This is a genomic window from Acinetobacter sp. YH12219, assembly GCF_013417875.1.
GTDB lineage: Bacteria > Pseudomonadota > Gammaproteobacteria > Pseudomonadales > Moraxellaceae > Acinetobacter > Acinetobacter amyesii.
This window is the reverse complement of sequence record NZ_VPDC01000001.1, coordinates 231,180-244,596: the sequence shown is the minus strand read 5'-3', so window position 1 is coordinate 244,596 and position 13,417 is coordinate 231,180. Positions and strand designations below refer to the sequence as shown.

16 protein-coding genes are annotated in these 13,417 nt (G+C 39.7%); 9 read left to right on the top strand and 7 right to left on the bottom strand.

All coding sequences use genetic code 11. The features are described from left to right. Positions 1-138 precede the first annotated feature (138 nt). From FTV04_RS01105 to FTV04_RS01095, 3 genes are all read left to right on the top strand, one after another. The gene (locus FTV04_RS01105; RefSeq protein ID WP_078188782.1) at positions 139-483 is read left to right on the top strand and encodes a hypothetical protein; all 345 of its coding nucleotides are present in this window, start codon (positions 139-141) and stop codon (positions 481-483) included. A gap of 146 nt (positions 484-629) precedes the next feature. Further along, positions 630-1,331, top strand: a complete 702-nt coding sequence (locus FTV04_RS01100; protein WP_180088210.1) for a VIT family protein — start codon at positions 630-632, stop codon at positions 1,329-1,331. Positions 1,332-1,466: 135 nt separating this feature from the next. Then, positions 1,467-2,678 carry a YeeE/YedE family protein gene (locus tag FTV04_RS01095; protein ID WP_180088208.1) on the top strand — a complete coding sequence of 404 codons (1,212 nt, stop codon included), beginning with the start codon at positions 1,467-1,469 and terminating at the stop codon, positions 2,676-2,678. A gap of 37 nt (positions 2,679-2,715) precedes the next feature. On the opposite strand, the gene FTV04_RS01090 is transcribed toward FTV04_RS01095, so the two are convergent. The 3 genes from FTV04_RS01090 to FTV04_RS01080 form a co-directional block, all read right to left on the bottom strand. Next, a complete protein-coding gene (locus tag FTV04_RS01090; protein WP_180088207.1) occupies positions 2,716-3,237 on the bottom strand; it encodes a hypothetical protein in 522 nt (173 codons plus the stop codon). Between the two features lie 65 nt (positions 3,238-3,302). Continuing rightward, positions 3,303-4,082, bottom strand: coding sequence for a TIGR03915 family putative DNA repair protein (locus FTV04_RS01085; protein WP_180088205.1), 780 nt, complete (start codon positions 4,080-4,082; stop codon positions 3,303-3,305). Positions 4,083-4,091: 9 nt separating this feature from the next. After that, positions 4,092-5,351, bottom strand: a complete 1,260-nt coding sequence (locus tag FTV04_RS01080; RefSeq protein ID WP_180088203.1) for a putative DNA modification/repair radical SAM protein — start codon at positions 5,349-5,351, stop codon at positions 4,092-4,094. Between the two features lie 215 nt (positions 5,352-5,566). Here FTV04_RS01080 and FTV04_RS01075 point away from each other — a divergent pair, with 215 nt between their 5' ends. Next, positions 5,567-6,610, top strand: coding sequence for a nitronate monooxygenase family protein (locus FTV04_RS01075; RefSeq protein ID WP_180088201.1), 1,044 nt, complete (start codon positions 5,567-5,569; stop codon positions 6,608-6,610). A 217-nt stretch (positions 6,611-6,827) separates the two neighbouring features. Here FTV04_RS01075 and dusB read toward each other — a convergent pair whose 3' ends face one another. After that, the gene (gene dusB / locus FTV04_RS01070; protein WP_267967535.1) at positions 6,828-7,832 is read right to left on the bottom strand and encodes a tRNA dihydrouridine synthase DusB; all 1,005 of its coding nucleotides are present in this window, start codon (positions 7,830-7,832) and stop codon (positions 6,828-6,830) included. Positions 7,833-8,306: 474 nt separating this feature from the next. Between dusB and FTV04_RS01065 the strand changes: the two genes are divergently transcribed. Further along, positions 8,307-8,681: a hypothetical protein gene (locus FTV04_RS01065; RefSeq protein WP_257220926.1), complete on the top strand. Its 375-nt coding sequence runs from the start codon at positions 8,307-8,309 to the stop codon at positions 8,679-8,681. Positions 8,682-8,997: 316 nt separating this feature from the next. Beyond that, a complete protein-coding gene (locus FTV04_RS01060; RefSeq protein WP_180088197.1) occupies positions 8,998-9,168 on the top strand; it encodes a hypothetical protein in 171 nt (56 codons plus the stop codon). Positions 9,169-9,260: 92 nt separating this feature from the next. On the opposite strand, the gene FTV04_RS01055 is transcribed toward FTV04_RS01060, so the two are convergent. Beyond that, complete coding sequence (locus tag FTV04_RS01055; RefSeq protein WP_249679955.1) at positions 9,261-9,476, bottom strand: acyl-CoA thioesterase; 216 nt, start codon at positions 9,474-9,476, stop codon at positions 9,261-9,263. A gap of 114 nt (positions 9,477-9,590) precedes the next feature. Then, positions 9,591-9,773 carry a hypothetical protein gene (locus tag FTV04_RS01050; RefSeq protein WP_078193584.1) on the bottom strand — a complete coding sequence of 61 codons (183 nt, stop codon included), beginning with the start codon at positions 9,771-9,773 and terminating at the stop codon, positions 9,591-9,593. A gap of 276 nt (positions 9,774-10,049) precedes the next feature. Between FTV04_RS01050 and FTV04_RS01045 the strand changes: the two genes are divergently transcribed. The 3 genes from FTV04_RS01045 (at position 10,050) to FTV04_RS01035 (ending at position 12,231) form a co-directional block, all read left to right on the top strand. After that, positions 10,050-11,255 carry a DUF1615 domain-containing protein gene (locus FTV04_RS01045; RefSeq protein WP_180088195.1) on the top strand — a complete coding sequence of 402 codons (1,206 nt, stop codon included), beginning with the start codon at positions 10,050-10,052 and terminating at the stop codon, positions 11,253-11,255. Beyond that, a complete protein-coding gene (locus tag FTV04_RS01040; RefSeq protein WP_180088193.1) occupies positions 11,222-11,851 on the top strand; it encodes an HAD-IB family hydrolase in 630 nt (209 codons plus the stop codon). Before FTV04_RS01045 ends, FTV04_RS01040 begins: the two co-directional genes overlap by 34 nt. Before the next feature lie 176 nt (positions 11,852-12,027). Next, complete coding sequence (locus tag FTV04_RS01035) at positions 12,028-12,231, top strand: hypothetical protein (RefSeq protein ID WP_078188800.1); 204 nt, start codon at positions 12,028-12,030, stop codon at positions 12,229-12,231. Positions 12,232-12,317: 86 nt separating this feature from the next. On the opposite strand, the gene FTV04_RS01030 is transcribed toward FTV04_RS01035, so the two are convergent. Further along, positions 12,318-13,412, bottom strand: a complete 1,095-nt coding sequence (locus FTV04_RS01030) for an acyl-CoA desaturase (protein WP_180040084.1) — start codon at positions 13,410-13,412, stop codon at positions 12,318-12,320. Between the last annotated feature and the right edge of the window lie 5 nt (positions 13,413-13,417).

Here is a 13,417-nt window from a genome sequence, read left to right as displayed (position 1 = left end):
TATAAAGCCTTTTAAACTACAAAATATGCTGGATAAAATTACACTAAATCAACAATTTTTGATCGATTTTTGAATATTTTTTCAGCTAATATAAATTCAGCCCATGCTACGGGCATAACAAAAAAAGGAAAGATCAAAATGAATAAATTACTTGTTGCTTTAGGTTTGGCTGCAACTGTTGCACTTGTTGGCTGTAATAAAGACAAAGCGCCAGAAACAGGTGCAACAACTGGTGAACACCTAGAAAACGCTGCTGACCAAGCAGGCCATGACATTGCTGATGCAACTTCAGAAGCGGCAACTGCGACAGCTACTGCTGTAGATAATGCTGCAACTGCAACTGCGACAGCAGCTGACAATGCTGCAGAAAATGCTGAAGCTGCTGCACACAATGCAAAAGAAGCAGCTAAAGACGCGACTGCTGCAACTGCAGGTGCTGTTGAGCAAGGTGCAGCAAACGTGAAAGAAAAAGCTCAACAATAAGCATTCTTAAAAAAAAGCACCTTCGGGTGCTTTTTTTATATCTGTATTTTATTCAACTTACTGTTTCAATCTATTTTTAACTTGAAATTTAACTGATGTCAGGTCAATCTTATGAGGTCATATAAATAACAAATTTAGAGAAAAGAATGTCTTATTCACATCATACCGAAAAACATTATATGGAACGTACAGGTTGGCTACGTGCATCTGTACTCGGTGCAAATGATGGCATTATCTCCGTCACTAGTTTAATTATGGGCATGGCTGCAAGTGGTGCTTCTAGCCATACCTTACTCATTACATGCATTGCAGGACTCATCTCTGGTGCAACCTCTATGGCGGCGGGCGAATATATCTCTGTGAAATCTCAAGAAGACGTCGAAAAAGCAGATCTTCACATGGAGCATAAAGAATTACAACGTAACCCAGATATGGAGCTTAAAGAGCTGACTCAAATTTATGTAAATCGTGGGTTAGAGCCGAACCTAGCACATGAAGTTGCAGTCCAATTAACTGCCCATGATGCACTAGAGGCCCATGCACGAGATGAAATTGGAATCCATGACAATACCGCAGCAAAACCCGTTCAAGCAGCACTCTCATCGGCTTTAGCATTTTCAATTGGTGCGCTATTTCCGATGGTTGCGATCTTGATCAGTGCTGACATGCATATTGAAAAAACTGTTATGGCCGTTGGCGTAATTTCCCTAGCACTCCTCGGTGCCTTGGCCAGTTATGCAGCTGGCACTTCTATGTTGAAAGGCAGTCTACGTGTTGCGCTTTGGGGCATTGCAGCCATGCTTTTTTCTAGTTGGATTGGTTCTTTATTTAATGTAAATCCAGTTTAATGCCCACTTCATCAGTTTTTTAAATATATTAAATCAATTATACACAGCAATGATTGTGTGATTTTTCAACAATATTCATTTTTACAATATATAAAAACCGTAAAATAGAGATACATTTTTTAAGCTTTTTTCTCCATGTCTGTTATTGCTACGCCAGCCAATCGATCCAATGTATCGATTTGGGTGGCTTTTGTTTTATTAATTTTAGGCACCCTTGGTGCTTATCTGGTTGTAGGCGTTAACCAAGCATTGCTATTTTTAATTGGCGGTGCTTTGGGTATGACCCTTTATCACGCATCTTTTGGTTTTACCTCAAGTTGGCGTGTCTTTATTAAAGAGCGTCGTGGTCGTGGCTTGCGTGCACAAATGATCATGTTGGCTTTGGCTGTACTGCTCTTCTTCCCTGCTTTAGGTGCGGGTGAATTATTTGGCAACCCAGTCAAAGGTAACGTTAATCCTGTTTCAATGTCCGTGATGATCGGTGCCTTTATTTTTGGTATTGGTATGCAACTTGGCGGCGGCTGTGCATCAGGGACCCTGTACACTGTGGGCGCAGGTAGCGCACGTATGATTGTAACGCTGATCTTCTTCTGTACAGGTTCATTGATTGCAACTTCACATATTCAATGGTGGTTTGACCTTCCCCACTTTGAGCCGATTTCTTTAGTCAAAAGCTTTGGTGTAGTTCCTGCACTGGCATTAAACTTTGTGCTTTTTACAATCATTGCCGCAGCAACAGTTTACTTTGAAAAGAAACGCCATGGTCAGCTTGAAGTTGAACCGCAAGCAATGCAACACGGTTGGAAACGTTTTCTACGTGGACCATGGCCATTGGTTTGGGGCGGAATTATCCTGACTTTACTGAACTTTGCCACACTCGCACTTGCAGGCCGTCCTTGGGGCGTGACCTCTGCCTTAGCCGTTTGGGCCGCAAAATCAGCAAGTGTTATGGGGATTGATGTTGCATCTTGGGCATATTGGCAGCAACCTGCAAATGCCAAAGCACTGACCGAATCATTATGGTTTGATATCACGTCGATGATGAATTTCGGCATCATGCTCGGTGCATTACTTGCAGCGAGCCTAGCAGGCAAATTTGCACCGAACTTTAATATCCCAAAACGTTCACTGTTAGCGGCTGTGATCGGTGGTTTGATGTTAGGTTATGGCGCACGTTTAGCATACGGCTGTAACATTGGAGCGTATTTCAGCGGTATTGCTTCAGGTAGTTTGCATGGCTGGTTATGGTTAGTATTTGCCTTCATTGGGAACGGTATCGGCGTCAAACTACGTCCAATCTTCTTCCCTGACGAACGTCCACAACCGGAAAAGTTAACAGGCTGCTAATTTCTGTAAATAAAAGCCCCTCATTGAGGGGCTTTTTTTAACCTGCTAGTGCGGCTTTTAAATTACAACCATATTGCATGGTTTCTTGTGCCTGTTTGTATGTGGTATAGCGGTTGATAATAAAATCATAAAATTGGTCTGCATTCGCAAATACCTGACTCAAATCTTCGTTTGCGGCATTTGGTAGTTTAACGTCTTTCACCAATGCCAAGTTCACATGTCCGAGATGATACATTTCAGCAAAATAATGATTCATTACTTCGCAATAGGCAATTTTTGAGCTTTTTAAAGCGGTGTTGGCAACAAAATGCTGATTTAAAGTTTTTAAGTTCTGAACATCTAAAGCGGATTGATCTGAAAAAGCCATACTTTCTACTTTTTTTAGTTGGCTAAAATCTGTTGCTAGAGTTTGATTTAATTGTTCAAAGCGTTGTTGCAATCCAGCAGTATCAGCAACTTGATAACTTTGCGGATCGAATGTTTTCTTTTCTTGTTCATTTGCAGAACACGCCGTTAATGCCATTGTCGTCAGAACGGTCGTAACAAGAAATAATTTCATCAAAGTCTCACTTAAACAATCAAAAGCGCAATCATTATGCCCGAAATTCTTCAAATGATTTGAAATTAAATCGCTTTCTCATTCATATAACGCCAATAACGACGTGGCACATACTGCACATGTAATTTCATATTACGTCGGGCTTCAATATTGACACTTCTAAAATAATCTTTCCAAAGCTGATCATATAAAACCTCATCATCATCCAGTTCGATATTAAAGGATTGACTATGGCCTGATTGTATTTGTCTATCTATGGTTGTGGCATCCATATCCACTTGATGCACCTGTTTTAAATCATAATAAATGCCATAATTGCGTTTTTCATCGTAAATCAGCCAACGTTGATCTTGATAGCGTGATTTAAAATGCCGTTCGATCAAAGGCAATACATTAAAGTCAGGTGAGACTAAACTGATAAACAAGCCATCCTGACATTTTTTAAAACGCACAAAAGCTTCCATACGATGTTTTTCACGTCCCACTTGCTTCGCCCATTGACTCAGACCCAATACGTCTGCATGACCATAATTCTTTGATACATCTCGCTGCTGCTGAAACACATACACTGCAAAATTAAAGCAATGCTGAAAAGCCTGCTGCTGCTCGGATAAAAATGCATAATAAAACTGTTTCAACGCACGATCAGATGCTTTGAGTTTTAAACCCTGCCATACCCGCTGTGCATGTTCATCATGACTTGCTACATCAATGACATCGGCGAAAAGACCCGCCTGTACTTGCCCATCCGTACAAATCTGTACATCGAATTGCTTAAATTGAAAGGCCCGAAAAATACAGCTTAGCAATCCTGTCATCGTGCCATCAAAGACATAAATACTCACGACTGTATCCTAAAATCCTAAGTTCAATTGTGGAGAAACTTGCTGCGTATATTTCGACTGACCACTTTGCAAGATCTGCTGACGTATTTGATGTGGCTGTTGATCTCGAATAAATTTGGGAGAATCTTCACAACGTATAAAATGTTGTGCTCTATTGTAGGAAATACCCATACGTTTTAATTGGTCGATATGGATTTTCCCAAATCGTCGTGCTTGAACAATTTTTTGAGCAGAACGCACACCAATACCCGGCACTCGCAAGATCATCTGATATTCTGCACGATTGATATCCACGGGAAATTGCTCTGGATGACGCAGTGCCCACGCTAATTTTGGGTCAATATCCAGCTCTAAATTTGGATGCTCTTCATCGACCAATTCCGTCGCTTCAAAACCATAAAAGCGCATCAACCAGTCACTTTGATACAACCGATTTTCTCGTAATAAAGGTGGCGCAGACCCCACAGCTGGCAGCGCACGCTCCGCTTCGTTAATTGGAATATAACCCGAGTAATACACACGCTTGAGCTTAAACTCTTTGTAATGACGGTCTGCCATCAGTATGACATCACGGTCAGACTCTTGATGTGCGCCCACCACCATTTGCGTCGTTTGTCCTGCGGGTACAAATTTGGGGACTGTACGTATTATTTTTCGTTCATCTTTGAATTGAATCAAACGATCTCGCACAATACCTAAGTCTTTTTGGACTTCGACATGACTTTTTTCAGGTGCAAATTTTTTTAAACCATCTTCTGTCGGCATTTCCAAATTAATGCTCATACGGTCGACATATAAACCTGCTTCGGTGATGATTTCCTGAGATGCCCCCGGAATGGTCTTCAGATGAATATAACCATTAAAATTTTCTTCTAGACGCAGCTTTTTCACCACTTGCAACATGCGTTCCATGGTGTAATCCGCCGATTTAAAAATCCCCGAACTTAAAAACAGCCCCTCAATATAGTTCCGACGATAAAAATTCATGGTCAAATCGACCACTTCCTGTACCGTAAATGCTGCGCGCTTTACGTCGTTACTTCGACGGGACACACAATATGCACAGTCAAAAATACAGACATTGGAAAATAGAATTTTTAACAATGATACGCAGCGGCCATCTTCGGTATAGCTATGGCAAATACCGTTTCCAGTATTACCTAAACCTTTGTCTTTATTTTGGCGCTTGCTACCACTCGAAGAACATGAGACATCATATTTGGCAGCATCGGCTAAAATTTGCAGTTTTTCACGGATACGTTCAGACATGGGAGAGTTTTAAAACTTAAAATGATCAGAGCATTAATTTTAATAGGATCAACCTCAAAAGTCGGGTCATACATCATCAATACGACATGAGGTGTCGCTTAATTTTAAGCACAGCATTGGTGCAGGCTCCAGGCCATTTCGATATGAAATAACGAATATTATTTGCTTAATTTCACTCGCTTGGGCAAAGTAATTAGAGTGATTGGAGTATGCACATGACTTTATTAGAAAAACTTGGCATCAAACACCCTATATTTCTTGCCCCGATGGCAGGTGTTTCTACACCTGAGCTTGCTGCAGAGGTGTCAAATCAAGGTGGACTTGGTTCACTGGGTTTAGGTGCAAGCAGTGTTGAGAATGCACGTCAGCAAATATTACAAACTCAAGAACTTACTGACCAACCTTTTCAGGTGAATTTCTTTTGTCATGACACTGTAGAACTCGATGAACAAGTTGCTGCTAAATGGATCATGCAATTTAAGTTACGCTTTGCCCAATATAATGCAGAAGCTCCAGAAGCACTCAACTGTATTTATCCAAGCTTTAAAGACAATGACCAGTTTCTAAACCTCGTATTGGAAACGCGCCCTAAAGCGGTGAGTTTTCATTTTGGCATTCCGCACCCACATCAAATTCAGGCCTTAAAACAAGCGGGTATTTTGACTCTAGTTTCTGCAACCAATTTAGCAGAAGCTAAACTGATTGAAGCTGCGGGTATTGATATCGTGATTGCTCAAGGTATTGAAGCTGGTGGTCACCGTGGCATTTTCAATGAAAACTTTGATAGTAGCGTTAAGACACGTGACTTGGTTCAGCTCTTGAAACGCCATATTCAATGTCCAGTCGTTGCGGCTGGTGGTATTATGAATGGACATCAGGCCTATCAAATTATGGAGTTAGGTGCAGATGCTGTTCAATTGGGCACTGCTTTTGTGCAATGCAAAACATCAAATGCAAATGAAGCTTATCGCAAAGCATTATTTGATGCACCCATCACGCAGATTACATCAAGTATTTCAGGCCGCCCTGCTCGTGGCATTATCAATAACTGGCACACAGATATTGACACACCGACTCGCCCGATCGTTCCGGCTTACCCATATAGCTATGATTTAGGCAAACAATTACATGCCGCTGCTAGCAAGCATGGTGTACATGAATATGGTGCTTTTTGGGCGGGAACCAATGTCTCTCAAATACGTGAATTGGAAGCACCTGACTTGATCAATCAATTGATTTTAGAAATGCGCTTTAACTAAGACCTCGCTCAACGCATCATTTAAACATGAATGCCTAAAAAAGCCCTCTAAAACGAGGGCTTTTTATATGTAATTTAGGCCATCATCGATGCACAATTCAAGAATTGTTTCAGATCATGTGAATCAAGTTAGTTAAATCTATTTCAAATAAATCCAGCTAATTTAAGTCGACCTACTTTGTATCGAATTGGACATATCTATTTCGTTTGGCTTTCAGTTACTTGGTTTCAAGCAAATTAACCTGATCAACTTGAACATCACTCATGATCTGACCATGATCAAGTAAGTGATTAAAATAGTTCTCGACGACTTTATATTGATCTACTGTAGATTCAACTTTATACATATTTTGGCGGAACTCATTACTAGAGCGTAAACCCTTGGTGTACCAAGCAATATGTTTGCGTGAAATTCGACAACCTGAATATTCACCATAAAAACCATATAATTCAGACAAATGTCCAAGCAATACGTCACGAACCTCCATAATACTTGGCGCCGCCATATGCTCACCTGTCGTCAGGTAATGTCCTATTTCACGGAATATCCATGGGCGACCTTGAGCTGCACGACCAATCATGACTGCATCGGCACCGGTATAATCCAATACATATTTAGCTTTTTCAGGTGTATCAATATCACCATTGGCAATCACAGGAATATTGATCAACGATTTCACATCTTTAATTAAGCTATAACGCGCCGTATTCAGATACATATCTTCACGTGTACGACCATGAAGTGCCAATGCAGCAATGCCAGCTTCTTCGGCGCGTTTCGCAACGCGCATAATGTTTTCATGACCATTGAGATAGCCCAAACGGGTTTTTAAGGTCACGGGCACATCAACTGCATCAACCACAGCATCTAAAATGCGAGCCACCAAGTCTTCATCTTTGAGCAGCGCGGAACCTGCCAATTTATTACAGACTTTCTTCGCCGGACATCCCATATTAATGTCGACAATTTGCGCACCATTTGCTACCTGATAGCGCGCAGCTTCAGCCAGCTCAGCTGGATCTGACCCTGCAATTTGAGCAGAAATAGGCGCTATTTCACCATCAAAATTGGCACGATAAAGACTCTTTTTACTCATGCGTAACGTCTTATCTGCCGTCATCATTTCACTGACAGCATGACCTGCGCCAAAATATTTGCAAAGTGTACGAAATGGGCGATCTGTAACCCCTGCCATAGGTGCCACCCACAGTTTTCTCTCGATGGGACGATCGAATAATTCTTGAATGACAGGATGTTGACTCAATGTTTTAACCTCTAGCTATATTTAGCAAATGATGCCTGAACCACATTCGAAATCTTCCAAGCCACTTTTACAATGCTAAATTCAAATCTATGTTCGCAAAATCAGTTGAGCGTAAAAACGTTTCATGGCAATGATTATGCAATTGAATGATGACAATGAATATCAACATTGCTCAACGATTGAATTGAGGAATTTGAAGCTTCGGAATTGGACGGCAAATTTGCAATGCGATAGTTTAGTAATTCCAAACAAAAATTTCTACGCTTTTGCTTAAGAGTCGTTGAAAGTTATGCATATACCTTCTAGCTAACACACTATCGATTCAACATCAGACTTTCAGCAGATCTGCCTGTACAGGTGTTACTATAGAGGGATACTGCTAAAATCATTGAAAACTTAAATCTATAAATTCACATCAGTGAGTTGAACTTTATGAAAAAATTGAAAATTCTCTCTTTTATATTTTTCGCTACCATATTGACTGCCTGCCAACAACCGAATGACGAGGTAGCTGCAGCTGAAAGTCAAAACGCTGATTTAAAAACGGAACAAGCGACTCAACAATTTGAGCAGTCAGATGCGCAAATCAGTCAATACCTTGATGTTTTAGATGCCCCAAGCACATCGATCAAGGAAAAAACACAAGTCTTATGTCATGACTACCCTCATGAATATAAAACTAACTACATGCCGGCCATGCTCAAACTCGCAGCCCAAGACTATACTCAAGATAAAATGTTGAATGATTTGAAGATCGCACAGGACTATTACAAAGAAAAACTCAAAATTGAATGCCCTGTTGAATAACCTCCCTTTCATCATGGCGTCATAATTGTGCGATAAATTGTAATTAAGCGAAAAGTGTGTAAGTTTCGCTGTAATAACAACGTAAAATACACTTCCCGATTTATTCGGGTTTTTCTTTTTTTTAAAGTCTTTAAAATATTAAACGATATTTGAATGACACATATTATTTTGTGATGGATTTCAAGCTATTGATTTATTGTGATAAATTTTTAGTAAAAGTTCACAATCTAGCCACATAACAACCCATTTTAATTACACTTTTATCATGATTAATACATTAAGTTGTTTTTTCCAAAAATAGACTGAAGATTGAATCATGAAAACTTTAAATAAAGCACTTTTTGCTGCACTTATCTCTACGGCGGCTGCAACTACATTTGCTGCTGAAGAACAAAAAGTTGAAGCTGCTGCATCTGAAGTTCAAACAACTGAAGTTGCTCAGGACGCGACTGAAGTAGCCTCTGCTTCTGAAGCCGTTGCAAAATAATTAAGTAAACATTTAAAAACCCACAGTTTGTGTGGTTTTTAAATTCACAGACATTTTATGTTTGTCACAGTATAAAATCACTTTGACATCTATTATTTAAAATATAAACGTTGAATTTGTCGTGCCCGCCGGTTTAAACCTAATATTTCTTTTCTTTGCAAAATATCTTCTTCACAAAATCCCAAGCGCTGGATTAATTCAGACATAGCTAAATCTGCATGTTCGATCAACTCGGCATCTTGTTCAGTTGACCAAATAACTTTTGAAGCTGTTAATTTTTGCTGACGTTTTGACCTTCTCATTTGCATAGTATAAAAGACTTTTGGTTAATTCACAAAAAAGCCCACCCGATGTGAGCTTTTTGCAAAGACTGAGTAGTGATCATCTATTGAATTAAAATATAGATTTACTGAGCGATGATGTTAAAGATTTTCATCCTTCGTGATCATCACTGAGGTTAAAATTGGAACTGCAAAACAAGGTAGTAAGAGTAAGATCCAATATTCCACCATTGGTTTAGCCACAACAAAGTTTATAACGATTGCCCCCAATACCATAACTAACGCAATCAAACCTAAGAAACGACTGAAAAATTTAGCAGGCATAACAATCCCCTTAAAAAATTATGGATTTCAGCTAGTATATACCTTCATTTTTTATAATCTGTTGAAAATGATATTGGAATATTCATCTATTTAGCTCAAAAAGCATTCTTTTTCCAATCATCCTGACAGAACTGCTTGTTTTTACACGCGTAGATCTCCATAAATAGATTGACAGTCCCCTATGAGGCATATACATATTTATTCATTACTTATGTATTTTGCATAGTATACTGCTCCTGCTTTGTCGCCCCCATATGGCTGAGTTTATTGGAAAATATGAACAAAACTTTTTCGACCACATTATGCTTTAAATCCCTTTCTGTACTGGCTTTATCCATTGGCTTGGCTGCTTGTGGTAATGGTTCATGGTGGAGCAAAGATGAACCCACTATGGAAGCGGAACAGATTAAAAAAGCCATTCCACCTCGCGTGAATGATCGTCTGTCATGGGCCAATGATATCTACGACATTAGTGATCAGCTCGGTATTCCGACCACGAAAGAAAATGTCTGTACGATTGTTGCTGTGGTCGATCAAGAGTCCAATTTTGTTGCTGATCCGCATGTGCCGGGGCTCGGTGAAAAAGCCGTTAAAGAAGTTCAAGATCGTCTTGAAGAAAAGTTTAAAGATAAATTGGGTGATGGCATCGGTGGTACAGTCGCTGGCTATTTCCAAGATGTGTTAAAAAATCAGCCGAGTCCTGAAGATAACTATTTGAGCCAAATGCGCCGCGTTCAAACTGAACGTGAACTAGACGAGCTATATCGTGAAATTTTTGACTACATGTCTAAACATTATCACGTGAGTGCATTAACAGGCGCGGCGAAACTGGTTGGACAAGATATTGGTGAAAAGCTCAACCCCATTACCACTTTGGGTTCGATGCAAGTTCATATAGGCTATGCTAAAGACCACAAACGCCAAGGTGGAAATATTGCGGCACTACGTACCGACATGTATAGCCAATATGGCGGTTTGTATTACGGCATTCACCGTTTAATGATGTATCCAGCTGAATATGACAAACCGATTTATCGTTTTGCAGATTATAACTCGGGTCGTTATTCGAGTCGTAATGCGGCATTCCAAAGCATGTTGAATGACTTAACCCCTGCTGAGCTCGGCTTAGATGGTGACCTCTTACTTTATAATAAAGATGGTTCTCCACGTTCAGTAAAAAGTCAGTCTGAAACCGCGCTGATTGCAGTTTTTGCAGAAAACAATGTGATCGCGACGCCACGTCAAATTCGTTCAGATCTTAAAAAAGAAAAAGATCAGGACTTTGAAGATACTTTGACGTATAAAGCGGTCAAAAAGTTGTACCAAGAAAAGACTGGTAAAGAACCGTTTTACGCCATGATGCCTGAAGTCGTAATTTCGGGGCCAAAATTAAGCCGTGATTACAATACCAATTGGTTTGCCACACGAGTCGATGGACGTTATCAAACATGCATGCGCCGCATCAAAAACCTAAAACTTTAGCCTTATTTGATTTTGACGGAACCCTGTGTAATAAAGACAGTTTTACAGGGTTCATCTTCTATTCCCTGCCTAAAAGGCATATCGTGCGCCAAGGGATTAAAATTCTCCCTTGGATTCAAGGCTATTATCTCAAGCTATATCCTGCACATGCAATGCGTCCTCGCCTATATGCCGCAATGTTTAGCCAAGCCAATCATGAGCACATTTTAAATCAAGCAGCGCAATATGCTGAACATTTGATGGCAGAACTCAATCCTTCACTGTATGAACAATTACAGCAACACCAAAAACGCGGTCATGAAGTCGTATTGGTTTCTGCATCCGTCGATTTATATCTTAAACCTGTGGCCAAAAAGCTCGGGGTCAAACTGATCTGTACTGAAACTGCAACCAATAACCAAAAACTGACTGGTTTATATGAAACCTTAGACTGTAGTGGTGAGCAAAAGAAAATTCGCGTTTTGGAGCAATTTAACCTTCAAGACTACGAGTATGTTTATGCCTATGGAAATAGCGATGAAGACCTCGCTATGTTCGAATTGGCCACCCACCATTTCATGAATGGACAGGATAAGCGCCTACCGGAACTCGACTAAAGTCGAGTGATTTAGTTTGGTTTATTAATCAAAGTTAACAATCACAAACTTAAATTTAAGTCGCTCTAATATATGATTAAATTTTGAAAATTCTGCTTTTATTTTGACTTTATAGTGTGCTATTTTTCTCATTAATTAGAAATAATGCGGTCAAATATTAAAAGCGGGAAAAGAATATGAATCAATTCAATCCACCGAAATATGTCAAAGGCCTCCATATTAAATTTGGCGAAAATCCATTTGTTCTCCTTGCTCAATTTGCCTTCTCAGCCACTCGCCAGATGTGGACGAAAGAAGAAATTGAATTGGTCATTCGTATGGCTAAAAAAGGAAATTATATGAATTTGATTAAGATCCTCAAATTACATATCAAAAAGTAAAATAGATATTTCCCCCAAAGTTAATATGAAAAAAGCCATGTAAATGCATGGCTTTTTTTGATTCAGCAACTCAAGCCTAGCTTTTATTACTTTTTAAATGGAAACGCATATTTCACAATACGTTTGATAACACTGCCGTACTGTTTCACCAAGCTTGCGTTATTATAGTTCAAACCATATTTTTCACATACCGCCTGTACTTTTGGCGCCATTTTACGATAACGACGCGCAGGAACATCTGGGTATAAATGGTGTTCGATCTGATGGCTTAAATGCCCTGTCAAAATATGAAATGCTTCTGAACCGGTAAGGTTTGAAGAACCACGAATTTGACGCATGTACCAATGTCCACGGCTTTCATTTTCAAGTACTTTTTTCGGGAAAACTTCAACATCTTTGGTAAAGTGACCACAAAAAATAATACTAAACGTCCAAATATTACGAAGACCATTCGCCACTAGGTTCCCTGTAAGCACCGGTAATGCTGCAGGCCCTGCAATAAGCGGGAAGAACACATAGTCTTTAAATAATTGCTTGCCGATTTTGGCTTGCATTGGTTTCCATTCTTCTTTGGTTTGCTGTTTTGTTTTACGACCTTTGAAGTATTTACCCAATTCAAGGTTTTGAATGGCAACACCCCATTGGAACAATAAGCAAAATGGAATGCTATAAATCGGTTGTAATAGATAGCCCGGCTTCCAACGCTGTTCTGGGAACAAACGAACGAGACCATAACCAATGTCATCATCCATACCTTTAATGTTGGTATAGGTATGATGTTTAAAATTATGTGTTTGGCGCCAGTTATCTGCTGTCCCTACGATATCCCATTCGTAGGTCTGACCATTGAATTTAGGGTCATTCATCCAGTCATATTGACCATGCATGACATTATGACCTAATTCCATGTTTTCCATGATTTTGGCAAAACCTAAAAGACCTGTGCCTAAAATCCACGCTGGTGGGAACCAACCTGCAAACAATAAAGCACGACCTGCCATAGATGAATAACGAACTGTCGAATACACTCGGCGAATGTATTTCGCGTCTTTTTCACCTAAGTCATCTAAAACTTCTTGCTTAATGGCATCAAGCTCACGCGCAAGTTCGTCTAATTGCGATTGGGTTAACTCACGGTTTTTTGGATTTTTAAAATATTCAATTTTTACAGGCATGTTCATATTTT

Bases quoted from the DNA above. Each gene is read 5' to 3' on its own strand.
- FTV04_RS01105 (WP_078188782.1), top strand. From the start codon at position 139: ATGAATAAATTACTTGTTGCTTTAGGTTTGGCTGCAACTGTTGCACTT.
- FTV04_RS01100 (WP_180088210.1), top strand. From the start codon at position 630: ATGTCTTATTCACATCATACCGAAAAACATTATATGGAACGTACAGGT.
- FTV04_RS01095 (WP_180088208.1), top strand. From the start codon at position 1,467: ATGTCTGTTATTGCTACGCCAGCCAATCGATCCAATGTATCGATTTGG.
- FTV04_RS01090 (WP_180088207.1), bottom strand. From the start codon at position 3,237: ATGAAATTATTTCTTGTTACGACCGTTCTGACGACAATGGCATTAACG.
- FTV04_RS01080 (WP_180088203.1), bottom strand. From the start codon at position 5,351: ATGTCTGAACGTATCCGTGAAAAACTGCAAATTTTAGCCGATGCTGCC.
- FTV04_RS01075 (WP_180088201.1), top strand. From the start codon at position 5,567: ATGACTTTATTAGAAAAACTTGGCATCAAACACCCTATATTTCTTGCC.
- FTV04_RS01065 (WP_257220926.1), top strand. From the start codon at position 8,307: ATGAAAAAATTGAAAATTCTCTCTTTTATATTTTTCGCTACCATATTG.
- FTV04_RS01060 (WP_180088197.1), top strand. From the start codon at position 8,998: ATGAAAACTTTAAATAAAGCACTTTTTGCTGCACTTATCTCTACGGCG.
- FTV04_RS01055 (WP_249679955.1), bottom strand. From the start codon at position 9,476: ATGCAAATGAGAAGGTCAAAACGTCAGCAAAAATTAACAGCTTCAAAA.
- FTV04_RS01050 (WP_078193584.1), bottom strand. From the start codon at position 9,773: ATGCCTGCTAAATTTTTCAGTCGTTTCTTAGGTTTGATTGCGTTAGTT.
- FTV04_RS01045 (WP_180088195.1), top strand. From the start codon at position 10,050: ATGAACAAAACTTTTTCGACCACATTATGCTTTAAATCCCTTTCTGTA.
- FTV04_RS01040 (WP_180088193.1), top strand. From the start codon at position 11,222: ATGCATGCGCCGCATCAAAAACCTAAAACTTTAGCCTTATTTGATTTT.
- FTV04_RS01035 (WP_078188800.1), top strand. From the start codon at position 12,028: ATGAATCAATTCAATCCACCGAAATATGTCAAAGGCCTCCATATTAAA.
- FTV04_RS01030 (WP_180040084.1), bottom strand. From the start codon at position 13,412: ATGAACATGCCTGTAAAAATTGAATATTTTAAAAATCCAAAAAACCGT.